Here is a 24,721-nt window from a genome sequence, read left to right as displayed (position 1 = left end):
TTCTAATTTGTTTGTTTACTCGCCTTAGGCTGCTGTTTTGTTTTATTTAGCTGACTGATTAATCTCGGACGAGTCGTTCGCCATTTTAAAGGGAAATGAAAGATCGCATCCTGCTGATCGGTGTTATTGTAAGGAGCAATCGGTGCTAAATAAGGAATGCCGAATGAACGCAAGCTGCACAGGTGAAGAACAAGGATAAACAACCCTACAGCTATTCCAAAAAGTCCAAAGGTAGCAGCCAGAATCATAAATCCAAATCTTAATCCCCGCACACTGATGGCCAAGTTATAAGCGGGCAATACGAAACTGGAGATGGCTGTAATCGCAACGACAATAACCATGGCAGCAGTGGCGAGTCCAGCTTCTACAGCTGCTTGACCAATAACAAGCGCCCCCACAATCGAAATCGCAGTACCGACGGCTTTAGGCATTCGAAGACCTGCTTCTCTTAATATTTCAAATGTAAATTCCATCAAGAGCGCTTCAAAAAAAGCTGGGAAAGGCACACCTTCACGCTGAACAGTTAATGTGATCGCAAGCGACGTTGGAATCAGTTCTTGGTGAAAGGTAGTGACCGCAATAAAAATAGATGGGCTTAATAACGCGAGAACAAAGGTAATATAGCGAAGCATTCGAATTAAGCCTAAATCAGAACGCTGGTAATAGTCTTCGGCTGATTGCATGAACTGTGTGAAAAGGACAGGTGCAAGCAAGACAAAAGGCGTGCCGTCTACTAAAATGGCTACCCGGCCTTCCAATATGCCAGCGGAAGCAACGTCAGGCCGTTCTGTATTAAAGATTGTAGGGAAGGGACTGAAGGTACTGTCTTGAATCAGTTCTTCAATATAAGCACTTTCTAAAATGGCATCGATATCAATACTGCCAAGCCTTTCTCTAACTTCGTTCACTACCTTAGGGTTAGCAATCCCTTCAATATACATAATTGATACGTCGGTTTTCGTAATTCGTCCGATCTGTTTGGATTCCAAGCGTAAATGAGGGTTTCTGATTCGTCTTCTGATTAAAGACGTATTCATACGTATTTGCTCCACAAATCCTTCTTGAGGACCCCGGACGACGTTTTGAGTCAGAGGTTCCCCGACGCTTCTGCCGACAATTCCCCGAGTTTTGGCGATAATGGCTTCATTAGAGTTTTCAAGTAGAAGAGCCGTTTCACCAGAGAGAATAAAGTTGAACAGTTCATCGAAATCCTTTACAAAACTGACATCCCCAATTGTCATGATGGTTTCTGCCATCTTTTTAATCGGTGAATCATCGCTCTTTAAAGGGGGAACTGAGGTTTGTTCCTTATCTTCTAGTAAGGACTGAATGACGAACTCTTGAATAGCAGCAGAATCGGCAATGCCTTCTATATATACAAGGCCAATTTCCATCTCTTTCGGGGAAGTGATTTTAATCCGTCTTGTAATTAAATCAATACTTCCTCCAAATGAAGATTGAATGAATTGTAAGTTCTGGTCTAAATTTAGATGAAGCGGTCCATATTTGGCTCCGCTCATATAATCATCTACACTAATGGGCGACTGCCTGGGATAGTTTTGATTCTTCTTCTTTTTTTTGAAAAAGGGCATATGTTCTCCTCTTTTCCGCCTGCTTTTTTACTATTATTAACTTTTCCATATTTTTTATTCATCAACAGGTTTTGGGTTTCAATTGAGAAGGAATAACATAAGAATAAGATCAAGCGGAGACCAGATGTCACCTTAATTGGTATCTTTGCAATAAGGTGCAGTATATAATGGAAGTATCAAGAGGCAAAGGGTGGATGAAGATGGAGAAGAAGATCGCTTTAGTCGTTGGGGCCACCGGGCTTATCGGTCAGGAAGTAGTTCGCCTGTTACTTGCTTCTGCAGCTTATGACAAAGTGAAAGTGGTCCTTAGACGTCCATACGAAATAAACCATCCGAAGCTTGAAGAACATATCATTGATTTCCACGAATTAAAGAATTATGACATTGGGGAAGTCGATCATATTTATTGCTGTCTAGGCACGACGATGAAAAAGGCGAAGACAAAAGAGCTGTTTAAACAAGTAGATTATGAGTATCCTTTGGAATTGGCAATGAAAGCAAGTGAACAAGACGTATCTCAATTTTTAGTTGTATCGGCCATGGGTGCTGACCCAGCGTCTTCGTTTTTTTACAATCGGACAAAAGGGGAGTTAGAAGCTGCGTTAAAAAGTCTGGACCTTCACGCCTTGCATATTTTCAGACCTTCTCTGCTTCTTGGGGAACGAAGAGAATTCCGCCTAGGCGAGGAGCTTGCCGCTTGGCTGTCGAAGCTCATTCCTTTTAAAGGATCGATGGAAAAGTATAGACCTATCAAAGGTAAGGACGTCGCACTTGCCATGGTGAAGATTGCTCAGGCAGAAACATCAGGCAATCATTTGTACTTATCTCCGCTCATTCAAAAAATTGCTTCAGGAAAAAAACCGTCGAGCCCTGCTTGATGGTTTTTTAGTTTGCTGAGAGTCTGGCAGGGAAAGATATATGAGAATGAATGGATAAAGGAAGGGTATCATGAGCCAACCAAAATATGTACCATATTCTAAAGAGTTTTTTGAACAGCCGACATTGCTGCTTGCGAAAGAATTATTAGGCAGTCTTTTAGTAAAGGAAACAGATGAAGGGCGGACAAGCGGATATATTGTGGAGACGGAAGCTTATCGAGGACCGCTCGATCGTGCGGCACACAGCTACAATAATCGCCGGACAAAACGGACAGAAGTGATGTTTTCAGAAGCGGGGAGAATTTATACGTATCTCATGCATACTCATTGTCTTGTAAACGTGGTAAGTGCCGAAGCCGAAGTGCCAGAGGCGATTCTTATTCGCGCCATTGAACCACTCGAAGGACTAGATTTGATGGTGAAACGGCGAGGAGAAATGCCTATGAAGAACTTAACGAGCGGGCCTGGCAAATTAACGAAAGCAATGGGAATCACGATGGCTGATTACGGGGGCCGGTTTAATGAACCGCCATTATATATTGCGCGCGGCTATAAACCAGAGGAGATAGCTATAGGACCGCGCATTGGCATTGACAATTCAGGGGAAGCGAAAGACTACCCGTGGCGTTTTTGGGTGCCGGATAACCCTTTTGTTTCTAAAAAAAGATAAGCCTCGCATGTTTGAGCGAGGCTTATTTGTCGTGATAGTAAAAAAACTTATTTTTCTTTTTTAAGAACAGTTCTTCTAGTGAGCCTGAACCGAGTACCACCCCAGAAACAATTAAGATCAGACCGAAGAAGTGAGCAGGAAAAAGGGGTTCACTTAAGAACAGCGCAGCTCCTGCTAAAGAAAAGAAGGTGCTTAGGTTCATAAAAATGGACGCTTCAGCTGCACCAATTTGTCCAATAGCATAGTTATAAACCATGTGGCCAACTGCAGTAGCAAAAACAGCTGAAATGGCAAAAGCCAGCCAAACAAGAGGTGTGCCGTCGGTTAGAGTATGGATGCCGCCAGGCTCTGCCCATAAACTTAATATAAAAAGCAAAATCGAACCGATCATTAACATATAGCCTGTGAGTAATCGAGTATCCATTGTTTCAGATGCTTTACGAATAATAATAAAGCTCATAGCTTGAGAGAGAATGGAAAGCAAGATATCCAAGTCCCCGCTATTCATCGAAGTGAATCCTTTTCCTCCAGCTAGAATAGTCAAGGTAACTCCAAGGCCGCCGAGAATAAATCCAGCCAGCCGGATCCACGTCGGCTTTCTTTTTAATAGAATCATTGAAAAAACAGCGGTCAATAGAGGACCCATTCCTAAGATCAGTCCCGCATTCACAGCGGTAGTAGAAACGAGGCCGGCAGCTAAAAAGTAGTGATGAGACACGACACTGAGAAGAGCGCCGAAGAATATATACACGCCTTCATTTTTATATGGAATGCGCAATTGTTTCGTTAATCCAAGAATGATAAAAACGGTGACGCCAGCAGTAAAGATCCGAAGAGAAGTAATCGTGACAGGGGGGAAGTGAGCGACTAAAATCTTAATAATAGAAACATTGAATCCCCAGATCAGCATGATTCCGACCAGTAAAAAATAGATGTGAGTTTTTCTCAAAGCAGACAACCTTTCTTTAGCCAATGCAACGGTAAAATTAAGTATATAGGAAAATACGAAGAACGCCTAATAAGAAAGAGGCATCCTGTAGAATGCCTCTCTTATCTTAATCTATTTGCATAATCGCGTATACATGCTTCGGTCCATGGACACCCGTTGTTAATTGAAGCTCTATATCCGCACTTTTACTAGGTCCCGTCAAGAAATGCAAAGTGGAAAATTCTTTTTCACGAAGGTCATGAAAGATATCTCCCATCCGGGCCACGAGCTGTTCTTGCTTGAGAACTAACACATGTACAGGAGGAAGCAGACTGACGGCCCGGCCTTTCTTTTCACTGTAAGTTAGTACAGACGTACCGGTATTAGCAATGGCGTAATCAGCTGTTGTGATGCCGATATCGGCGTGTTTAGCGACATCAATGTTTGTTTGCTTAGCAGCGGCTGCATCCCAAATATGGACGTTTGCTTGTGCCGCTCGAATCGAATGATCTAATTGCATTTGGTCTAAAGCCGGGTCATCCCAGCGAATAACTGAAGTCGCCTGATGGATTTGAATAATTTCCGCTACAATGCTTTGTACGTCTTCTGCCGTCTGGGCTTGATAAACCTTTCCGTGAACCGCTTCCAGGTTTTCTGTAAATTCTTTGAGCAGTTCGTCTTTAGAACCGGATAGCTGTGTATAGTATTCAGGCGCTCCTTTTGGATAATCAGCGATGGCGAGATGCTCGTGATTTCTGCCAAGCCTTGCTTTAATATTGTTGAAAAAATCTGCTTTATTCATGCTGTCCCTCCTGATGAGCTAATGATTCCTTCCAGCGTTCCCGGAATGACTTTTGCACTTCAGGAAATTCTCTTGAATTGGTCCAGCCCTTCATAAAAGGGGTGCTTTCCTTGAAATGTCCATCTTTTGTAAACGGCTTTTGCATCAAGAGGCCTGCTTTAGTGGCCGAGTTGTAAAGAGCTGGTGAGCTGAATGTCTTGCCGTACATATTAAAAGCTAATTTCTCCAGTGCTGGAACGTCTCCATTTTCCACGTTTCGGTGCCGCAGCTTAACGAGCATATCATGAAGCGGAATTCGGACAGGGCAGGCTTCATGACACGCCCCGCAAAGGCTCGAAGCATAAGATAATTCAGAGGCCTGTTTTGAGTCTTCGTTCAACAGCGGCGTCAGCACGGCGCCAATGGGACCGTTATAAACAGAGCCATAGGAATGTCCGCCGACATGGCGGTACACAGGGCAGACATTAATGCAGGCACCGCAGCGAATGCAGTTGAGGATCTCCTGGAAATCAGGGTCACCAAGCTGTTTCGACCGACCATTGTCTAAAATGATGACATGCATTTGTTTAGGTCCGTCGTTTTCATGGGGCTGCACGGGTTTTAAAATCGACACCCCGGAAGAAATCTTTTGGCCTGTTCCGGCACGCGGCAATAGATTGATAACGACCTCAAAGTCTTCCCACGTAGGAACGATTCGTTCCATGCCCATAAATACAATATGAGTATCGGGAAGGGTAGTGACCATCCGTGCATTCCCTTCGTTCGTCAGCAGAGAGACGGCTCCTTCTTCAGCGATGGCGAAGTTACAGCCGGTTATGCCGATGTCAGCTTGCAGGAACTTTTCACGAATAGCTGAGCGGGCGAAGCCGACCAGCTCCTGCAGATCAGGAGGAATTTCCTTTCCGCCTTCTTTAGAAAATAATTCAGCTACCTGCTCTTTAGTTTTATGAACGGCAGGGCCTAGAAGGTGAGAGGGGTGTTCTCCCGCGAGTTGAAGAATATACTCGCCAAGATCCGTTTCCACCGTTTCTACACCAATTTCATTCAGCGCTTCGTTTAACTTGATTTCCTCAGTGACCATGGATTTGGATTTCACGGCATGTTTTCCGTTCACACTTTTGGAAATGTTGAGCGCGTACGCGAGCGCTTCTTCTGCGTCTTTAGCAAAATAAACGTTCCCGCCTTGTTTTTCTACATTGCTTGTGAACTGTTCTAAATAATAATCTAAATGGGCAATGGTGTGGCTGCGAATCGCACTGCCTCGTTCTCGCCATTCTTCCCAATTGCCCATCTCCATCGCAGCGTTTAAGCGGCCATTTTGAAGCTTTTCCGTTGCTTTAGCTACCGCAAGTCTAGCATGGGTGTCTTGAATTTCTTTTTTGACACGTTCCTTTAACGTTCCTTCTGCGTAAATACTCATACTGTTACCCCCTGATCAAGGACTTCAGCAATATGCATGACCTCTACAGGGTAGCCAAGCTGCTTCATCCGGCCGCCGATATTCATTAAACAGCCCATGTCAGAACCGATTAAAATTTCAGGAGCGACGGATTGGACGTGCTGCGCTTTTTCGGTGACCATTTGTTTAGAGATATCGGACATTTTGACAGCGAATGTGCCGCCAAAGCCGCAGCAGTCCTTTTTGTAAGGAAGATCTACCAGCTCAAGCCCATTGACATTATTTAAGAGAATCAAAGGTTCCTCTTTAACATGAAGCAATCTAGTCGTGTGGCAGGAAGGGTGGAAGGTGGCCTTTTTTGAGAGGGTGGCTCCGACGTTTTCCACTTTCAGTACTTTGACCAGAAACTGGGATAATTCAAACGTTCTCTCGATCAATTCATCTGCTTTCTTTCGCCAAACGGGATCATCTTTAAAAATTTCAGGATAATAATGATGAATCATGCCGGTGCAGGAGCCGGAAGGCAGCACGACATACTCACTGTTTTCAAACACTTGAATCGTATGTTTGGCGACTTTCTCGGCATCCTTTCCATAGCCGCTGTTAAAGGCAGGCTGCCCGCAGCATGTTTGTCCATCAGGGAAGTCAACACTGACTCCCTGACGCTGTAGTATTCTGACGACACTTTCACCTACATTTGGATATAAGTTATCAGCTAAGCAAGTGATAAATAATGAAGCGTTCATATAATCTCTCCTTCTAAGTTGTCGATACGGCTACATTCCTTTAATAACTTTCTGCATATGAGGAGTAAGAACTGGCTGTCTGGATTGAGTCAAAAACGAGATCACGATAAATGTAATAAGCGATAAAGCAAAAGCAAAGGCTCCATTAACGACAGTTGGCGGGATCATCTGGAATCCGTATTTCGCTCCGATTTCTAGAACGAAATTGCTTAGAATACCAACCACAATACTCGCAACGGCTGCTTGCTTGGTGGCTTTCTCCCAAATCAGTCCTAACACGACAGAAGGGAAGATAGCAGCGGCAAATGTACCAAAGCCAAATACGCCTAACAAGCCGACTAATGTATTCATGTAGAAGGCAAATAGCGCAGAGGCCACAAGCAAAACTACCACGGCAATCCGGCTCCAGAAAAGTTCATTTTTCACTTCAATATTAAATGCTTTAGGGATGTCGCGAATTACCGCTCCTGCACCTAAGTTAACGAAACTGTCACCTGTAGACATAATAGCGGCCAGCAAACCAGATATGACTAGACCGGCAATGACCGGGTGTGTGTAATTCAGAATAAACGTCATTAACGTATCATCTGGTGAACCAATTGCTGGGAAGTTGCCCTGTGCATATAAGGCAGCAGAAGCGAGACCGATGCCAAGCACTAGGAAAATCGTGATTAAGTAAGCGACACCAGAGGTGAAAGCTCCCCATTTCAGCTGCTTTAAATCTTTAAGCATTAAGAACTTTGTCACTAGCTGAGGCTGTCCTGCCATTCCGAGACTCATCATAAAGAACCAGCAAATCACCGTTATAAGCGGGAATTGTCCAGTAGGAGAAGCCATTAACGGCTCTGATTCCTGCAGGGTTTTTGTAATATTTAATAACCCTCCGCCTGCATCTAGCGCATAGAAGAAGACGATCACTGAAACGACGACCATCATGACACCTTGCACCACATCGGTGTAAACGCCAGCAATCATTCCGCCACCAACGGCATACACAGCAAGAATGATTAATCCGATAATGGCGCCTTCTTTAACGGACAAGCCAAATGTAAGATTCATAATCACACCAAGTGCCTGAACTTGAGTACCTAAATAGCCCAGTACGCCTAGAATGACCGCAACTCCCATCCACCCTTGGGCTGCACGGCTTTTATAACGAGTGCCGACAATGTCGCCCATCGTGAAGATTTCTTCCTTCTCGCCAAGCTCCCATACGCGTCTTCCTACTAAGAACCAAGTCAGGCCGAAACCGATCGACGCGCCAATTAAAGGACCCGCGATAAAACCTAACCCCTTATCAAATGTCAATGCGGTTCCGCCGACCATACCAACGCCGCTTTGAACAGAGGAAAAGGCAGCAATCGCCATGACGAACATGCCGAGACTTTTGCCGGCCACATAAAAATCACTGCTGGACTTTGTTTTCTTTGTCGCCCAGACACCGATCAAGATACAGATGATTAAATAGCCTATTAAAATTGAAATGATTGTTGAATTCATGTTTATTCACCCTGTTTCATGAGGTTTTACTCAATTTTTTTTCTTCATAATGAGCTAAATCAAGAGAAGATTCTTGCTTCCTATGATTAATAGCGTATAAGAGCGGAACAATTAAGATCATCGAAGCGATCCCATACAGAAATACCGCAGTAGTCGGCACTAAACCGAAAAGGTAAGACGTACTGCTTCCACCAGCTGTTTCTGAACCAAGCCCATAGGCATCAGCTAAAATAAATAATCCATAAAATAGTCCGGTAATAAATACGGGAAATAATATAAAAGACTTATTTTTCTGAATATAAGAAGCAAGGCTAATTGCCAATATGACCCCCATTGCTGCTAAATATGAATAAATAATGATTCGCCATGAACTTAACATCATCCCCGTAATCATGACTGTAATAATGAATAACAAAGCTGCCATACCTTTACTTTGTGCATCCATTGTTTTCCCCTCCCTAAATGTAAGCGGCTGGCATGAAACTGCCGCAATTCTTTAATGAAGTATAGAATATTCTGATAAAAATAGATATATCAAAAACAGACAAAGCCAAGTGTTCGGCTTTGTCTGTTTTGTACATATTCAAAGTGTGCTTAAATATTCGTGCATATAGATTCCCAGCTGAAGCTCAAAAAGATCCTTGCCAGTCAATTCTTGTTTATTCAAAAGCTTCTTTGCTGTTTGCAGGCGATACTTGATCGTATTCAGGTGAACAAAGCTTTCTTCAGCAGCCCTTGTAATATTCTGGTTGCACTCCAGGTATATCTTTAGTGTTTGAACCAATTCAGTCCCTTGCTCGGCATCATAAGCAATAAGCCGTCCTGCGGTTTGCTCGACATAATAGCCCAGCTCTTCTCGGCTATGAGCTAAAAACAGACGATAAAGTCCCAGCTTTTTATAACTCATAATCGATTCTTTGCCGTGTGAAGTTTGTAAATATTGAACGCAGCTTTTCGCATCTTGTAAAGATTGAGTAATTTGCTCAATGGAAGAGAAAACACTTCCGATTCCTGCATAGAAATCAAACAAACTCCGCTGGTGAGACTGGGTCAGCAATTCTTCCAGAAAACTCTGAATCGCATTCAGCCATTCTTTTTCGTCCATTTTTTGCGGAGCGATAAACAGGAGCGATATTTCAAAATTATCTTCAAGCACCAATACTTTGTGGTCAAAGGATTGGATGTGGCGATAAAACAGCCGGCTAAATTGCTGTTTCTTTACGGACAAATTTTCAAAGCTAGTAAAGGGGTCAATCAATTGAATATAAGCGGAGATATAATGGTTATTTTTTAAGATCCCCATTTTTAAACGCTGCTTAGGTGAGATATCAGCAAAGCGTGATTGAGTAAGTTTCTCTAATAAATAGCCTTCGTATTTAAAATGTTCTGAGATAAATCGTTCCTGATTCGTAATTTCTAAAGCGAATATCATATTTGCCTGTTCAATGGCAAACAGATCTAGTGGATCAAGGTCTTCGTTGTTTGGAGTAAAGACTGTCAATAATCCGATTTGGCTGTCGTTTGCATGAATCGGGAAAAAGTATATAGACTGGCAGATCCCATCGACCTTAATAGAATGGATCACATGCCGTTCTGTCACGTTTTCCTTAAAAAAATCAGGAGCAATTTGTTTAACCATCTGAACATTAGATTGTGCTTCGGCTGAACTAGAGCAGATTAAATCAGAGAACTCATCGAACACACAGATATCTTTTCCAACAAGTCTTGAAAGGGTTACTGTAATATCGGGTAACCCTTTTTGAGATAGGGAAACTTGAGAAAGTTCGGAAATAATCTTTTGGGCACGTTCTGTTTGAGAGAATAGCCTTGCGTTTTCTATGGCGATCACGGCTTGGCGGGCAAAGGTCTCTAACAGTTGTAAATCTCTAGTAGTAAATCTAACTGCCTCATTGAAACTGACAATGGTTAAAATACCGATGCAACTATCTTCTTTCGTCAGCAGCGGAGCACAAATAGCACTCGCTGGAAACATGAGTTTTCCGAGAGACTTTTCATAATAATCCATGTGTTCGGGATAGAGGTTTAACATGTTTTTTTCCGTATCCATTTTTGAGTCAAATATGGTGGCTTGTTTAGAGGTGAAGGTTTTTCCAGTCATCGCTTCATTGGGAGACAGCTGAATCTTTCCTAAGAAATCCATGTTATACCCAATCGCATTTTCTGCTATTAATTTATCGAACTTAGGCTCGTATTTAAAGAAAACACCAGCATCTGCTCCAGCAATGACTTGAAGAACTTCTGTTATCAATTGATCAAGGACTTTATTTAAATCTAGGGTGGAGGTTAATACTTGGGCAGCATTAATTAAACTAAGCAATTGCTTCTCAGAACTCATGATGAACCATCCTTTATCTTTCTTTTTTACCATTATAACGGAAAGATCATAGGGTAAAGGGTAAAAAAATAACCCCCGCAATCTGCGGGAGTACATTTAGCCGGGAAATTTCTTTTCGCTAGAAGAAGAATCTTTTGTACCGTGTTTATCTTTTTCTTCACGCTGTTCTTGTTTTAAATCTTCTAATGGAATGGAGTCTACGTTTTGTTCGCTTTCAAATTGATCATATAAGCTTTCTTTTTCTGTATCCATTTGATCTGGATTGTCCATTTTTCCTTGTTTTAAAGGCTTTTTATTATCTTTACTCACATTCATCACCTCAAGGTTTGATTTGTTCTCATAGTATGGATCGTTTATATCTTTTCATTACTATACCTATTCCTGGAAAAGATTAAACATGGACAGGGATGTTTGAATGAATTGATATTGGGAAAAGTAAAGACATATTCAAATTATAGGAGGGCTTTAGAATATGTTTAACTTTGATGATAATAATCATGAAAAACAAGTAGTCGGAATTTATGACAACCAAAATGAAGCGGTTGCGGCTATTGAAGATCTAAAGCGCCAAGGTTTTACTTCTGATGAAATTTCAATTGTAAGTAAAGAACGAGAAGAAGTTGATTATGTAGAAGAAACAACGGATACAAAAGCGGAAGAAGGAGCAGCAGCAGGAGCTGCGACCGGCGGAGTTCTAGGCGGTTTGGCCGGTATAGCAGCAGGAGCCGGAGCGCTCGCGATTCCGGGGATTGGGCCAATTATTGCGGCTGGACCGATCGTGGCTGGCTTAACTGGAGCAGCAGCAGGGGCCGGAGCAGGTGGCTTAACAGGTGCATTGGTCGGTTTAGGTATTCCAGAAGAGGATGCCGAACACTATAATACAGAAGTAAAAGAAGGAAAAATGTTAGTTCTGGTGGATCGCAGCCGTCATTTATAATAGAACCAAAAGAGGGTGTTCCAAAAGTTTAGACTTTGGAACACCCTCTTTCGTTTCATTTATATTTTAATGGCCATATTTTCACCTGTGCGAACCAGTCTTTCTAGTTCCTCGGCTGGGAGCGGCTTGCTTACATAATATCCCTGAATTTGATGACACTTGCATTTCTGCAGGAATTCTAACTGATTTTTTGTTTCCACGCCTTCCGCGATCAACTCAAGCCCTAAATGCCTGCCCATAGAAATAATGGTTTCTACGATCGCCTGATTGCTTTTTTGGGCGGATAAATTGCGAATAAAGGACTGATCAATTTTTAATTGATCAATTGGAAATTGGTGAAGGTAGCTTAATGAGCTGTAACCGGTACCGAAGTCGTCCACAGCGATTCTTACACCAAGTGCCTTTAACTCATGTAAAACAGAGATGGTTCTTTCCACATCCAGTGTCATACTTTCTGTGATTTCTAACTCTAAATAATGCGGAGGAAGTCCGCTCTCTTTCAAGCTTGCAGCAATGGTATCTGCCAGGTCTTCTTGAAAGAATTGCCGGAGGGATAAATTGACCGAAATCTTGATAGCAGGAAGTCCCTTATCAATCCACGCTTTTAATTGTTTGCATGCCTCCTGAATGACCCATTTGCCAATTGGTACAATTAAACCGGTTTCTTCAGCTAAAGGAATAAACTTAGCGGGGGAAATGAGCCCGTGCTTGGAGTGATTCCAGCGAATTAAAGCTTCCGCGCCAATATATTTTCCAGTGCGAATATCTGCCTGCGGCTGAAAATGCAAAGTAAATTCATTCTTCTCAAGCGCTCTATGCAGATCATGTTCCATTCGTATGGTTTCATAAAGTTCTTTATTCATATCTGGATGATAGACGGACACTGTTTTTCCATATTTTCGTCCTTCTTTCATCGCAATGGCTGCTTGTTTCATCATTTCTTCCACGCTGGATATTTCATTAGATACGACAGAAATTCCAATTGAAGCTGTAATATGGAAAGTAAATCCCTTAGCCACCATAGGTTCATTTAAATACTTGGCAGCGTCATGAGCTATTTTCTTTAATTCATCAATGTTTGTAATTGAAGATAATAAGGCAAATTCATCTCCATTAATTCTGGCAGCGGAGAGTTCATATTTTAAAGAGAATGACTGCAGTCTTAAAGAGATGTTTTTTAAGAATAAGTCTCCAATGGCTGTACCTAACGAATCGTTTACATTTTTAAAGCGGTTAATATTTAAGAACACAATCGCAAAGGGCTGCGCACCGCTTAACCTTTCTTCCACTTGTTCGTAAAAGAAGTGACGGTTAGGCAATCCGGTTAAGTGATCGTGAAAAGCCAAGTGGTTGACTCTTTCAATAGCCTTCATCTTCGTTGTAAGGTCAGTGATTGAATTAATCACTTGGGTCAGTTCGTTATTTTCGTTGTACATAGGAGCTGAATTAACAGAGAGGATAATTTCTTCTCCATGCGGATGATTTAATTTACACAATACGCCAGTTACAGGCTTTCCTGTATTCATCACTTGAATAAATGTGTGCTGATCCTCAGGGAAATCTTCACCATTCACGGTTTTTAAATCCCAAATCCGATTCGTGATGTTGCGATTCATAAACTCTTCATGGGTAATCCCTAAAATCTTTTCTGCCGCAGAATTGATGAATAAAGGGCTGCCATTGCAGTCAGTAATAGTGATGCCGGTTGGAACTGTATTAACGATTGTATGTAAGCGCTTTTGGCTTTCTTCGAGCGCTTTTTGAGTAGTAGATTGTTCTTTAGCCGCCTTCTCAATCGTGGATAGGTAAATTCCTTTTAGCAAGAAATAATAACTGATCATTTTAAACAGATGGCTAAGTAGGTATACATAGCTAAATCCATTTTGAGTGAAAATCAGCAAGGCTTCGCTATAAAGACTAAATCCAAGAGCCGCCATTAAAGTAAGCCATTCAAGACGAGAGGTGAGCCGGTATTTATTCAATAACAGCGTAAAGGTGCCAAGTAAAATGAAACTGATTAAATATTCAAAGCCAATTTTTAAAGCGGTTGACTGGCCGTTTTCTGTGAGCAATAAAGGCAGGTGGTCTTTAAAGAATGATAAAATCAAGCTCAGAGTGACGGCATAGGCTGCTGACCACAGAAAGATGGAATTTCGGCTTTTTTGCGTATGATTTCGATCAGGCTTTAAGAAAATAAAGAAAAGAGCACCAGCAAAGGTAAACCTTGCGATGAGCGATAACCAGGCAGCCTGCTGTACAGAATCATTGATTGATAAAGATGTGCTGGTTAAAGTTAATATATGGAAAATGGTAAATAGGACAACTGCTAAAAATACAGCTGCTATGGACGAGCGGTAGCGTGTAACAGTGCTAGGGAGAATCATCCAGCCTTGAGCAATGGCGGCAAATGCAATAGAGACGCTAAACAGCTCAAGCAGCTGATGAAGGGATAAAAACGTTTGCGTATTTATGTTAAACATGCTTGTATGAAGAGATTGAGAAAATTGAATAAGAAGGATGGATAGTAAACCTAGAGCTAATATGGCAGCTAAACGAAATTCCGGTTTATTTTTCATAATCAGGCTCCTATACATAAAATACATGTTTATTAACTATAAACACGTTGAAAACCAATAAAATTAGCCGGAGTTACAGTTATTTACTATAAAATAGTATAAAAGGATTAAGGTGTCAATTCATTTTATTAGAAATGATAAAAATACAAGATTTCAATAAATATGCAGAAAAGAAGTCAGGTCTTAAATTTTGTTAAAACGTTGCACATTCTTTAAAAGTTTTCCATAATGAAGGGTAGAATAATGACAGCAGAGCTGTTTAAGATAAAAGGAGTTTTTATGACTAATTCATTTCCAATACTTCAGACAATGAAGACGTTTTTGCAGGAATCATGGGAAAAGGCGAATTTTAATGAACCGACAGCGATTCAACAAAAAGCGATTCCTCCTATTTTAGAAGGAAAAGACCTATTGGCTGAATCCCCGACAGGTACTGGCAAAACATTGGCTTATTTATTACCGCTACTAGAAAAGATAGATCCCGCCAAAAAAAATCTGCAGGCGATCGTGCTTGCTTCTTCGAGGGAACTAGTCATGCAAATTTCCGATGAGATTCGCGTTTGGGGCGGAGGCAGCATTACAAGTGCCTCACTTATCGGGGGAGCCAACATTAAAAGGCAGATTGAAAGACTAAAGAAACAGCCGCAGGTGGTAGCTGGAACACCTGGCAGAATTCAAGAACTTATCCAAATGAAGAAGCTGAAAATGCATGAAGTGAAATTAATTGTGCTCGATGAAGGAGATCAGCTGCTGGTGCCTGAGCATATGAAAAACCTAGAAGCTATCGTGAAATCGACAATGAAGGACCGTCAAATGGTTTTGTTTTCTGCGACATTGCCGCCTAAAACAGAAGATCTGGCAAAGAGTTTAATGAAGGAACCTGACGTCATTAAAGTGGGGAAAGAAGACATGCCTGCTTCAAAAGTCGAGCATCATTACTTTGTATGTGATCGCCGAGACAAAAATTTAATGGTAGAACGGATCATGCGCGGATATAATCCTGAACGTGTTCTCGCTTTCATCAACGATATCGGGAATGTTGGCGCGTTCGCATCTAAGCTTGAATTCAAGGGATTTGCGAATGGCATGCTGCATAGTGAATTGAATAAGCAGGAGAGAGAAAGTGCGCTGCGTCGTTTCCGGGACGGGTCATTGCCGCTGCTTTTTGCTACAGACGTAGCAGCACGGGGGTTGGACATCAAAGGATTGACTCATGTGCTTCATTTTGATTTGCCGAAGGATGTTACGCAGTATACTCACCGCGCGGGACGCACAGGACGATCAGGAGCAGAAGGAACGGTGATTGCTCTTGTAACTGAAAGAGAAGAGCGGGATTTAAAGAGGCTTGCCCGTGATTTAGGCATTAAGCTTGAGAAAAAAGAATTCTACAAGGGTCAGCCGGTGGAAGCTAACTGATTCATACTAGTTTAGCGAGATGGATAATTGATACAATCCATCTCGCTTTTTTCTTAGGGAATTTTATTTCAAGAAATGAATAGGGAAAAGGCGCATGAGTGATTCATGCGCCTACACTAGTTTCTTAAATACAAGCAAGGTTTGATCATCCATAACAGAGCGGCCGGATATTCTATTTAGTTGATCATGAAGCTGCTCCGCAAGTTCTTGGGCTGTCAATTGATGATCGGCTTCTAACAGTAGTTTACGCAGCAGCTGGTTATCATCTGACCAGTCTTTCTGGCGATTCTCTGTCAATCCATCTGTATAGAGCAGTAAAATGTCTCCTGGCTCTATCTTCACGTAATTAGTTTCATATCTTGATTCTTTAACAATCCCAAGAATAGGGTTGTTGGTAGTGAGCTCAAGAAATTGATTCGTCGCTTTTTTATAGAGAAGACCGGGCTCATGTCCGCCATTACAATAAGAGAAGACAGAGGTAGACGTGTCATAATTTCCAAGAAAAATCGTGACGAAAGAAGAATCTCCCATATATGTAAAGGCAAAACGGTTTAAATTGCGCAAGATATGATGCGGCTGGTCAATTAAATGATCAAACTTTTCCATCGAGTAGGTCATCATGGCCATTTCGATCGCTGCCGGTACGCCTTTCCCGCAGATATCTGCCACTCCAAATACTAATTGATTTTTTTGATGAACAACTTTATAGAAGTCTCCGCTTAACTTTTTATAAGGAATGTTAATAGCTCCTATATCCACTCCGTTAGGGAGATTGTTAAACTTCGGCAATAACGATCTTTGTACAATGGCGGCTGCTTCTAATTCGGCGTCAACCGCTTTTTTCTCAAGCTCAAGCTGTCTAAATTTTAGTGTTTCCGTCAAGTCGGAGAAGGTAGTAACAGTACCGATAATGTTGTCGTTCTCCTTTAGTGCACGTATCGCCAATTCTACTGGAAAGCTTGTTCCGTTTTTGCGCCAAAATATCGAGCTAGAGTCTGTTCTCATTTCTCCATCTTGACCCGTAAGAAAAACAGGACACTCATCTAAAGGGTTAGTGGAACCATCGGCTTTTTTGTAGTGAATGAGATGGTGCAGGTTGTTGCCCATCAATTCCTCCTCTGTATAACCGAGCATATCAAGAGCAGACTTATTAATAAAAATCGTTCTTCCTTCACGATCGAGTCCGTAAATTCCTTCAGCTACACTCTCTAGCAACAATTTGTTTCGTTCACTGTACTCTTTAAGCCGTCTATAAGGGTATTCAATATTAATCTTGAAAATAATTCGTACAAGAAAATAATAACCTAAAACTTTAAATAAATGGCCGGCTAGAGAACGGTACTCGTCTATTGATTCATAGCTTGTAAACATCCATGAGGATAGGATTAGTGAAAAAGAAGATAAAATGACAAGTAAATACTCGCACTTGTTGGTTTTTAAGTAAATATTAAATCCCTTTAAAAGGACTAGTGCATGTATGAATATAAATAAATACTCGAAGCTGTTCTTTAATAAAGTAGGATGCCCGTTATCAATAAGCGTTGGCCAGCTGTCTGCATATAAAAAAACGGCGGCAGAAATTAAAATGGCAAACAAAAAGAAAAAGAGGTACATTTTCCAGCGGTTCGACAAATCGTTTTTCGTTTTCTCGGGCAAGAAAACGACATAAGCAAATACCGCTGCTTCTGATAGTCTAGCAAGAACCCAAAACCATGTGGCTGTAGTAGTAGAGCTTTCTACTATAAAATACGGCATCCCTTTATAAGCAACTGTATGCATAAGATCAAATAAGCCAACGCTGACAAATACGCTTGAAAATATTAATCTATTAGTTGAAAGTGTGTGGTTAAAAGCTACCCATCCATGACTAGCTATAATGATGGAGACGATAATACTTATAAACTCAAAAATGAGGTGAAGGGTTAAGAAATTTTCTTTGTAAGGTTCATACAAAAATGAAAAAAATGAAACGAAATTTGCAAAAAATATAAACATACATAAAGAAAAGAGTATATATATGATGGCTTTTTTTTCATCGCGGCTTTGTATAAAGTTCATAACTTCCCTCATTTACTCTCAATTTGATGTTAAGTTGTATTGAAATATATTTAATATTTAGTATGACATAGCAAATAGGGAAAATCTATGTCAAATGATAAGGGTGAAGGGATATAAAGAAAGAGACTGCTTAAGCAGTCTCTTCTAGAATACTATTCAATTATTCTATCTCTAGTCTTTTACTTGTCTCAAGTATCAGTGTGCTGCCTTTCTCCCATTCTATCGGGTGTTGAAACAAGGGCCCGTCATATACGAATGTATGAAACTCACCGTGTTCACCCATGGGGCATACTGGCTGCTGCTGAATGTCTGTTAGAAATGTCTCATCTAATAATCGCCCAAGCCATGACTCATCTAAGAAATCATTTGTTACTCGGATGACGACTGCTTTATAGCCAGAGTGAACAAATTTCTCTAACAAACGAATGCTGTCTTCTTCTGTGCTCCAAAGCGGATAAAGAGCGTCTAATCCAACAGAATCAGCGACTGCTTGGCCCCACTCGCGGTGACCATCTAAATATATGTCACCAAAAGCTATAGCACTTAGCTCTAACTGATCCTTAAGTTGGATTAAATCATGTTTAAAGGCATCTGTGTAGTCTTCAAACGTACAATGAACAAAGTGAAGAGGAATGCTTAATGCTTCGCTTTGCTTCTCGATAAAATCCGTCCGTTCTCCATGGCCAAATGTACGGCCAATTTCTTTTGGAACGGTGGTGAGTAAGCAGGCCACTTCATACCCTTGTTTCTTCAACAAGTCGAGAGCCATACAGCTGTCCTTGCCGCCGCTCCAGGAAAGGGCTATTCGTTTTTTCATCCAATCACTCCTGACTCTTAAAACACTTTTGTCGTCCAAGACTCGCAATTCCAAATGTCTGTTGCTACTTCTTGATAAAACTCAGGTTCATGTGAGATCAATATTATGCTGCCTTTATATTCTTTAAGCGCGCGTTTTAATTCTTCTTTGGCGTCAATATCCAAGTGGTTCGTCGGCTCGTCAAGAACTAACAGGTTCGTTTCATTATTAATAAGTTTGCAAAGGCGAACCTTGGCCTTCTCTCCTCCGCTCAAGACTTCAACTTTGCTTTCGATATGCTTCGTCGTCAGACCACATTTAGCAAGGGCGGCTCGGACTTCATACTGTGTGAAAGAAGGGAATTCAGACCACACCTCTTCAATACATGTATTGGAGTTAGTAGACTTCATTTCTTGTTCGAAGTAGCCCGTGAATAAATGCTCTCCTCGTTCCACTTCTCCAGACACAGGTTTGATTTCGCCAAGGATACTGCGGAGCAAGGTAGTTTTTCCAATACCATTTGCCCCGGTTAGAGTCACCTTTTGTCCGCGTTCCATACGCAGGTTCAGAGGTCTTGATAGTGGTTCATCATAACCAATGACTAAATCCTTCGTTTCAAAAATCAATTTTCCAGATGTGCGTGCCTTTTTAAAATGGAATTCAGGTTTTGGGCGTTCTTGCGCCAGCTCAATGATCTCCATCTTATCAAGCTTTTTCTGTCTGGACATCGCCATGTTTCGAGTAGATACCCGCGCTTTATTTCTAGCAACGAAATCCTTTAATCCTGCGATTTCCTGCTGCTGTTTCTTGTAGGCGGCTTCAAGCTGCTGCTTTTTCATTTCATACACTTTTAAGAACTCTTCATAGGAGCCAGCGTAGCGGTTCAGCTCTTGATTCTCCATATGGTAGATCAAGTTCACGACACTGTTTAAGAAAGGAATGTCATGTGAAATGAGAATAAAGGCATTTTCATATTCAAGCAGATAGCGTTTTAGCCATTCGATATGCTGCTCATCCAAGTAGTTCGTCGGCTCATCCAATAGAAGAATATCAGGTTTTTCAAGCAATAATTTAGCGAGTAAAATCTTCGTTCGCTGTCCGCCGCTTAAATCATGAACATCGCGATCAAGACCAATTTCATCAAGACCGAGTCCGCGGGCGATTTCTTCTACTTTCGCATCAATGATATAAAAATCATTGTTCGTTAGCACATCTTGAATGGTTCCTGTCTCTTCTAAAAGCTCTTCCAGTTCTTCAGGAGAGGCTTCGCCCATTTTGTCAAACAGCTGATTCATTTCTGCTTCCATATCAAATAAATATTGAAAAGCTGTTCGCAAGACATCACGTATGGTCATGCCCTTTTCTAACACTGCATGCTGGTCTAAATAACCGACCCGGACATTCTTTGACCATTCTACTTTTCCTTCATCAGGCTGCAGCTGCCCGGTGACAATATTCATAAATGTTGATTTTCCTTCTCCGTTTGCCCCGATTAAACCAATGTGTTCGCCTTTTAACAGCCGGAACGATACATTATTAAATATGGCCCGGTCACCAAATCCATGGCTTAAGTCTTTTACAGTTAAAATACTCATATATAATTCCTCTCATGTGTTGGTTTAGTTATCACTTCCTCTATTCTACAATAGAAATCTTCTAGAAAGAAATGGGGAAATACGGGTTAACAGAATGTATTGCTTGGAATATGGGCAAAAGGTTAATAAAATATAAATAATTATAATCCTAGACGTATAGGCAGGAGTGGAACTTAGTGAAAAATGATGAATATACAATAAAGGTTGATCAATCTGAATTTTATTGGGATAGAACAGAAGGGCTGTTTCAGTTTGAAGGTGATGATGCGGTGCTATTCTGGGTGAAATCTGCATTTAAAACGTTTCTTGATTCAATTGAAGAAGTGACAGGAGAAGATGCTGCGCGAATTGTGATGGAAACGGCGGGCTATCGGACGGGGAAAATTGTCAGTGAATTTTATGAAACACAGATGGGAGAGCTTGATCAGATTTTAGAAATGCTGCCGAGTGTGTACATTAATGCGGGGTGGGGTGTAACAGAAATTCTCGCTGTTTGCCCTGAAGAGAAGAAAGCGAAGATTTGCATCAGCAACGACTGGGAAGAAAAAGTTGTTCAGGCACAAGGGAAGAAGGAACCGGGAAGTTTTCTTGCAGGCCATTGGTCGGGCGTGCTAAGCGGACTTTTTAAAACAAATATTTGGTATAAAATTGTAGAGAGTAAAGCATGGGGGGATGACAAAACAGTGATTGAGTTCTCTCCTTCAGATATCACGCCCAAAGGGAATATTCACGACTTGGCAAGGCAAAAAGAAAAGTCAGCAATCTTACAGCTAGAAGCAATGGTAGAAGACCGAACCATGGAACTTGAGAACTTGGTGAAAGAACTTTCTACGCCGATCATTCCTGTACTAGACGGAATTCTCGTTGTGCCACTAATCGGGAAATTTGATGAAGGCAGGGCAAATGAATTGCTTGAAACTGCTCTTCAAGGGATTGTGGATCAAAAGGCGAATATTCTTATTCTTGACGTAACTGGAATAAACGCGATGGATGACTTTGTTATTGGTTTAATTGAAAAAGTGACTCAGGCAATCACATTAATTGGAGCAGTGCCGATTGTAGTGGGAATTTCTGCAGAATTAAGTCTGCAGCTAACTGAAAAAAGCATTTATTTGAACGAACTGAAATGTTTTGCCACCTTAAAGCATGGTGTGCATTATGCATTGGCTATAGAGGGGCTGCAATTAACAAGTGCAGAGGGGCAATCCCTTTCTTAATAGGGTGAACTGGTGAATAACAGTGGACTGCCTTGCTGGGTGACGATCAAACAGATGCCATAGTGAAAAAAACGAGGACTTTGTTATAACCTCCCCATGGTTGGGTAAGAGTAGAATAATACATTCTGCGCGGGAGGTGAGAGGGGAGACGGATCTAATTCATTCTCCTCGTGTCCTTGATTATTACAAACTTATTGCTAGTTGCATTATTAATAGCACTGACCGCTTTTTTTGTGGCTTCCGAGTTCGCTATTGTTAAAGTGAGAATGTCACGAATTAATCAGCTAGTGGCTGAAGGAAATAAACAAGCAATGGCTGCACAAAAAGTAATTACCAATATTGATGAGTATTTATCAGCTTGTCAGTTGGGAATTACATTAACTTCTTTAGGACTAGGGTGGCTTGGGGAACCGACTGTTGAGCGGCTGCTTCATCCTTTATTTGAACGTTTTGGTGTAGCTGCTGGTTTATCGAATATTTTATCGTTTGTGATTGCTTTTTCTGTGATCACGTTTCTTCATGTAGTAGTCGGTGAGCTTGCTCCAAAAACGCTGGCCATTCAAAAAGCAGAACGGCTGACATTGCTTCTTTCAAAGCCGCTGATTTTGTTTTACCGAGTGATGTATCCGTTTATTTGGGCATTAAATGGATCAGCCCGATTATTTACAGGCCTGTTCGGTTTAAAACCGGCTTCTGAGCATGAGGCTGCCCATTCAGAGGAAGAACTGCGCATTATTCTTTCAGAAAGCTATGCAAAGGGAGAAATCAATCAATCAGAATATAAATACGTCGATCGAATCTTTGAATTTGATGAACGGATTGCGAAAGAGATCATGGTCCCTCGAACGGACATGATGACATTATCTCAAGATACACCTTGGGAAGAAATGAAGGAAGTCTTGAAGAATGTAAAGTATACCCGCTATCCTGTGGATGATGGTGATAAAGATAATATTATTGGAATGGTCAATATCAAGGAAATTCTTGCCTATTACCTAAATGATGAAAAGTATGGCCCGAGACCATTGCAGCAATTTATTAAACCGACAATTCGCGTCATTGAAACTATCCCTATTCACGATTTACTGTTGAAGATGCAAAAGGAGCGTATTCACATGGCCATTTTACTTGATGAATACGGAGGAACGTCGGGTCTTGTAACGGTGGAAGACATCTTAGAAGAGATTGTGGGTGAAATCCGTGATGAATTCGACACGGATGAAAAGCCAGAAGTGCAAAGGCTAGGCGAAAACCATTACTTATTAAGTGCAAGAGTTCTGATCACAGAAGTGAATGACTTGCTTGGAACAGATTTATCAGATGAAGAGGTAGACACAATCGGCGGCTGGTTTTTAACGCAGCAAATTGACGTAGAACTTAATGATATGATTGAGCATGAAGGATACCAATTTATTATTCGGGATGTGGACGGGCACCATATTCATTCAATTGAAGTTGTAAGAAGCAAACAAATTGAAGAAGAAGAGATAAAAAAGGATTAAGCGATAGATGCTTAATCCTTTTTAGCAGGCTATTTATTCGTTGCTTACTTTAAATTTATTAACAATGGAGTTAAGCTGCTCAGCCATTTTGCTAGTTTCTGTTGAGCGATGTGCAATGTCTTCTATCGCCATTGAGGTTTCTTCTGTGGCAGAAGATACTTCTTGGCTCGTAGCCGCCATTTGCGCAATTGAAAGAGCCAATTGATTGACGAGAGCAACAATGTGATTCGAGCTTTCGGACTCTTCATTAATTAAGGCAGAGATCGCTTTGATTTCTTCGACTGTATTCATGACTGCTTGCGAGATATCTCGAAGTGCCTGATCCGTCAGCGCAACTGTCTGTGTACCTTGTTCGACTAATTGACTGCTTGACCGCATCGCATTCACGACTTGCTGGATGCTAGAAGTAATATGTTTTACGAGCTTTTCGACTTCAAGCACTTCTTCACTAGATTGTTCCGCGAGTTTTCTAACTTCTTCTGCTACAACTGCGAAACCTTTTCCATGTTCACCTGCACGGGCCGCTTCAATAGAGGCATTTAAGGCTAATAGATTCGTTTGATCCGCGATAGCCGAGATCGTTCCTGTAATATTTTGGATCTGTGCTGTGGATGCATGAAGCTCTTGAATCGTTTCCTCTGTTTCTTTCGCTGATGTTTTGATTTTGTTCATATCTACAGCAATCTCATTGACTTTCACTTTTCCATGTTCAGCTGTTGTCATCGTATTTTCTGAATTTGTGACATTTTGGTCGGCTTTTTCCTTAGCTGAATGAATGGAAGTGGCAAGGCTTTCGAGAATATCAGATGATTTTTCAGCATTGGTTGTGCCGGTCGCAATAGAAGAAGCGACTTGGCCAATGCTGATTGTCACTTGCTGCATAGATGTTTTAATCTCATCTAATGATGCCGATGTATCATAAGCATTTTTTGTTAGCTGTCCAGATGTAGCCTTTAATGTACTGATAATATCTCTGAAATTAGCTGTCATTGTGTTTAGTGTCGCAGCTAAATCACCTATTTCATCTTTTGCATTTACTTTGATCTCAGGCACGTCTAAGTTGCCGTCTGCTACTTGTTTCGCATGCTCAATAAGATCTGAGATTGGTTTCGTTTTTCTTCTAATGAGAAGAATCGTAATGATAGAGGCTAGGATCATTGGGATAATTCCCCAAAGGATTCCGTTCTTCACGACATCCCATGTACGTTCAGCGACAATATTGCCGTCAAAATCAATGACGCTAATGGCAACAATTTCTTTAGATGAGTCGTGATCACGATAGATAGGGGCATAGCCAGATAGTCTTTCCATGCCGCCGAATTCATAGATTTCTGAATAGGTAGGATGCTTCATTTTTAAAAGCATATCGATCGCTTTTTGATCCACAGCGAACGAATCTCCAGGAGAAAACCCTTTGTCTTGTAAATTTTTATCAAGTGCCAGCAGGTTGCCGTCTAAATCTAAGATGTATTGTGTATTAAAGATCGATTTATGGTCGGTTGTCCAATTTAGCTGACTGCCGACTTTTTGAGAAACGGAGCGATCACCATTAAGCATTTTTTCGACATCTTCAGGTGCAAGCAGGCCAGTGGTAATATTTGCGCAGCCATATGCTTCTACTCCAGCTGCGTCATAAATTTTATCGTAAGCAGTCTTATAGGTGGCGATGGAAGTAATGAAAAGGGAGGCGATGATAATTCCAACTATAATTACTCCCAGGTGCCATGTTAGGGTACGTTTCAACTAAAGTCAC

Annotated in this window: 20 protein-coding genes; 6 read left to right on the top strand and 14 right to left on the bottom strand. The window is 41.3% G+C overall.

Annotated features, from left to right (window positions below; genetic code table 11):
* Positions 1 to 2: 2 nt before the first annotated feature.
* A complete protein-coding gene (locus JOC78_RS12600; RefSeq protein ID WP_204556433.1) occupies positions 3 to 1,592 on the bottom strand; it encodes a spore germination protein in 1,590 nt (529 codons plus the stop codon).
* Positions 1,593 to 1,792: 200 nt separating this feature from the next.
* Between JOC78_RS12600 and JOC78_RS12595 the strand changes: the two genes are divergently transcribed.
* Together JOC78_RS12595 and JOC78_RS12590 are read left to right on the top strand one after the other, a co-directional pair.
* Positions 1,793 to 2,470: an oxidoreductase gene (locus JOC78_RS12595; protein ID WP_204556466.1), complete on the top strand. Its 678-nt coding sequence runs from the start codon at positions 1,793 to 1,795 to the stop codon at positions 2,468 to 2,470.
* A 70-nt stretch (positions 2,471 to 2,540) separates the two neighbouring features.
* Positions 2,541 to 3,140 carry a DNA-3-methyladenine glycosylase gene (locus tag JOC78_RS12590; RefSeq protein ID WP_204556432.1) on the top strand — a complete coding sequence of 200 codons (600 nt, stop codon included), beginning with the start codon at positions 2,541 to 2,543 and terminating at the stop codon, positions 3,138 to 3,140.
* A gap of 22 nt (positions 3,141 to 3,162) precedes the next feature.
* Here the strand turns inward: JOC78_RS12590 and JOC78_RS12585 are convergent, their stop codons facing one another.
* From JOC78_RS12585 to JOC78_RS12550, 8 genes are all read right to left on the bottom strand, one after another.
* On the bottom strand, positions 3,163 to 4,089 hold the full coding sequence (locus JOC78_RS12585) for a DMT family transporter (protein ID WP_204556431.1): 927 nt from the start codon (positions 4,087 to 4,089) through the stop codon (positions 3,163 to 3,165).
* Positions 4,090 to 4,195: 106 nt separating this feature from the next.
* Entirely contained in the window at positions 4,196 to 4,870 is a 675-nt protein-coding gene (locus tag JOC78_RS12580; protein WP_204556430.1) for a LutC/YkgG family protein, read from the bottom strand.
* Positions 4,863 to 6,290 carry a LutB/LldF family L-lactate oxidation iron-sulfur protein gene (locus JOC78_RS12575; RefSeq protein WP_204556429.1) on the bottom strand — a complete coding sequence of 476 codons (1,428 nt, stop codon included), beginning with the start codon at positions 6,288 to 6,290 and terminating at the stop codon, positions 4,863 to 4,865. Before JOC78_RS12575 ends, JOC78_RS12580 begins: the two co-directional genes overlap by 8 nt.
* Positions 6,287 to 7,015, bottom strand: coding sequence for a (Fe-S)-binding protein (locus tag JOC78_RS12570; RefSeq protein ID WP_204556428.1), 729 nt, complete (start codon positions 7,013 to 7,015; stop codon positions 6,287 to 6,289). Before JOC78_RS12570 ends, JOC78_RS12575 begins: the two co-directional genes overlap by 4 nt.
* Positions 7,016 to 7,045: 30 nt before the next feature.
* Positions 7,046 to 8,515, bottom strand: coding sequence for a sodium:solute symporter family protein (locus JOC78_RS12565; protein ID WP_204556427.1), 1,470 nt, complete (start codon positions 8,513 to 8,515; stop codon positions 7,046 to 7,048).
* A 16-nt stretch (positions 8,516 to 8,531) separates the two neighbouring features.
* On the bottom strand, positions 8,532 to 8,960 hold the full coding sequence (locus JOC78_RS12560) for a hypothetical protein (RefSeq protein ID WP_204556426.1): 429 nt from the start codon (positions 8,958 to 8,960) through the stop codon (positions 8,532 to 8,534).
* Between the two features lie 138 nt (positions 8,961 to 9,098).
* A complete protein-coding gene (locus JOC78_RS12555) occupies positions 9,099 to 10,871 on the bottom strand; it encodes a GAF domain-containing protein (protein ID WP_204556424.1) in 1,773 nt (590 codons plus the stop codon).
* A gap of 96 nt (positions 10,872 to 10,967) precedes the next feature.
* The gene (locus JOC78_RS12550) at positions 10,968 to 11,186 is read right to left on the bottom strand and encodes a hypothetical protein (protein ID WP_204556422.1); all 219 of its coding nucleotides are present in this window, start codon (positions 11,184 to 11,186) and stop codon (positions 10,968 to 10,970) included.
* A 157-nt stretch (positions 11,187 to 11,343) separates the two neighbouring features.
* Here JOC78_RS12550 and JOC78_RS12545 point away from each other — a divergent pair, with 157 nt between their 5' ends.
* Positions 11,344 to 11,808, top strand: coding sequence for a general stress protein (locus JOC78_RS12545; protein ID WP_204556419.1), 465 nt, complete (start codon positions 11,344 to 11,346; stop codon positions 11,806 to 11,808).
* A 59-nt stretch (positions 11,809 to 11,867) separates the two neighbouring features.
* Here JOC78_RS12545 and JOC78_RS12540 read toward each other — a convergent pair whose 3' ends face one another.
* Positions 11,868 to 14,384, bottom strand: coding sequence for an EAL domain-containing protein (locus tag JOC78_RS12540; protein ID WP_204556417.1), 2,517 nt, complete (start codon positions 14,382 to 14,384; stop codon positions 11,868 to 11,870).
* A 279-nt stretch (positions 14,385 to 14,663) separates the two neighbouring features.
* Between JOC78_RS12540 and JOC78_RS12535 the strand changes: the two genes are divergently transcribed.
* Entirely contained in the window at positions 14,664 to 15,800 is a 1,137-nt protein-coding gene (locus tag JOC78_RS12535; RefSeq protein ID WP_204556415.1) for a DEAD/DEAH box helicase, read from the top strand.
* Between the two features lie 111 nt (positions 15,801 to 15,911).
* On the opposite strand, the gene JOC78_RS12530 is transcribed toward JOC78_RS12535, so the two are convergent.
* From JOC78_RS12530 to JOC78_RS12520, 3 genes are all read right to left on the bottom strand, one after another.
* Entirely contained in the window at positions 15,912 to 17,858 is a 1,947-nt protein-coding gene (locus tag JOC78_RS12530; RefSeq protein ID WP_204556413.1) for an MASE3 domain-containing protein, read from the bottom strand.
* A gap of 160 nt (positions 17,859 to 18,018) precedes the next feature.
* Entirely contained in the window at positions 18,019 to 18,675 is a 657-nt protein-coding gene (locus tag JOC78_RS12525) for a Dph6-related ATP pyrophosphatase (RefSeq protein ID WP_204556409.1), read from the bottom strand.
* Positions 18,676 to 18,692: 17 nt separating this feature from the next.
* The gene (locus JOC78_RS12520) at positions 18,693 to 20,249 is read right to left on the bottom strand and encodes an ABC-F family ATP-binding cassette domain-containing protein (RefSeq protein WP_204556408.1); all 1,557 of its coding nucleotides are present in this window, start codon (positions 20,247 to 20,249) and stop codon (positions 18,693 to 18,695) included.
* 176 nt (positions 20,250 to 20,425) lie between these two features.
* On the opposite strand from JOC78_RS12520, the gene JOC78_RS17740 reads away from it, so the two are divergent.
* Together JOC78_RS17740 and JOC78_RS12510 are read left to right on the top strand one after the other, a co-directional pair.
* A complete protein-coding gene (locus JOC78_RS17740; RefSeq protein WP_204556407.1) occupies positions 20,426 to 21,466 on the top strand; it encodes an STAS domain-containing protein in 1,041 nt (346 codons plus the stop codon).
* Between the two features lie 176 nt (positions 21,467 to 21,642).
* Positions 21,643 to 22,968 carry a hemolysin family protein gene (locus JOC78_RS12510; RefSeq protein ID WP_204556401.1) on the top strand — a complete coding sequence of 442 codons (1,326 nt, stop codon included), beginning with the start codon at positions 21,643 to 21,645 and terminating at the stop codon, positions 22,966 to 22,968.
* Positions 22,969 to 23,001: 33 nt separating this feature from the next.
* Here JOC78_RS12510 and JOC78_RS12505 read toward each other — a convergent pair whose 3' ends face one another.
* A complete protein-coding gene (locus tag JOC78_RS12505) occupies positions 23,002 to 24,711 on the bottom strand; it encodes a methyl-accepting chemotaxis protein (RefSeq protein WP_204556400.1) in 1,710 nt (569 codons plus the stop codon).
* Positions 24,712 to 24,721: the final 10 nt, after the last annotated feature.

The sequence above is a fragment of the Bacillus ectoiniformans genome (genome assembly GCF_016908875.1).
In the GTDB taxonomy this organism is placed as follows: Bacteria; Bacillota; Bacilli; order Bacillales; family Domibacillaceae; genus Bacillus_BX; species Bacillus_BX ectoiniformans.
Note: the sequence above shows the minus strand (reverse complement) of the source record. Positions and strands in the feature narration are given on the sequence as shown.

Coding starts and splice junctions, on each gene's coding strand:
- JOC78_RS12570 (WP_204556428.1), bottom strand. CDS start 7,015: ATGAACGCTTCATTATTTATCACTTGCTTAGCTGATAACTTATATCCA.
- JOC78_RS12580 (WP_204556430.1), bottom strand. CDS start 4,870: ATGAATAAAGCAGATTTTTTCAACAATATTAAAGCAAGGCTTGGCAGA.
- JOC78_RS12575 (WP_204556429.1), bottom strand. CDS start 6,290: ATGAGTATTTACGCAGAAGGAACGTTAAAGGAACGTGTCAAAAAAGAA.
- JOC78_RS12560 (WP_204556426.1), bottom strand. CDS start 8,960: ATGGATGCACAAAGTAAAGGTATGGCAGCTTTGTTATTCATTATTACA.
- JOC78_RS12520 (WP_204556408.1), bottom strand. CDS start 20,249: ATGAGTATTTTAACTGTAAAAGACTTAAGCCATGGATTTGGTGACCGG.
- JOC78_RS12530 (WP_204556413.1), bottom strand. CDS start 17,858: ATGAACTTTATACAAAGCCGCGATGAAAAAAAAGCCATCATATATATA.
- JOC78_RS12595 (WP_204556466.1), top strand. CDS start 1,793: ATGGAGAAGAAGATCGCTTTAGTCGTTGGGGCCACCGGGCTTATCGGT.
- JOC78_RS12590 (WP_204556432.1), top strand. CDS start 2,541: ATGAGCCAACCAAAATATGTACCATATTCTAAAGAGTTTTTTGAACAG.
- JOC78_RS12525 (WP_204556409.1), bottom strand. CDS start 18,675: ATGAAAAAACGAATAGCCCTTTCCTGGAGCGGCGGCAAGGACAGCTGT.
- JOC78_RS12555 (WP_204556424.1), bottom strand. CDS start 10,871: ATGAGTTCTGAGAAGCAATTGCTTAGTTTAATTAATGCTGCCCAAGTA.
- JOC78_RS12540 (WP_204556417.1), bottom strand. CDS start 14,384: ATGAAAAATAAACCGGAATTTCGTTTAGCTGCCATATTAGCTCTAGGT.
- JOC78_RS12545 (WP_204556419.1), top strand. CDS start 11,344: ATGTTTAACTTTGATGATAATAATCATGAAAAACAAGTAGTCGGAATT.
- JOC78_RS12535 (WP_204556415.1), top strand. CDS start 14,664: ATGACTAATTCATTTCCAATACTTCAGACAATGAAGACGTTTTTGCAG.
- JOC78_RS12550 (WP_204556422.1), bottom strand. CDS start 11,186: ATGAATGTGAGTAAAGATAATAAAAAGCCTTTAAAACAAGGAAAAATG.
- JOC78_RS12600 (WP_204556433.1), bottom strand. CDS start 1,592: ATGCCCTTTTTCAAAAAAAAGAAGAAGAATCAAAACTATCCCAGGCAG.
- JOC78_RS12565 (WP_204556427.1), bottom strand. CDS start 8,515: ATGAATTCAACAATCATTTCAATTTTAATAGGCTATTTAATCATCTGT.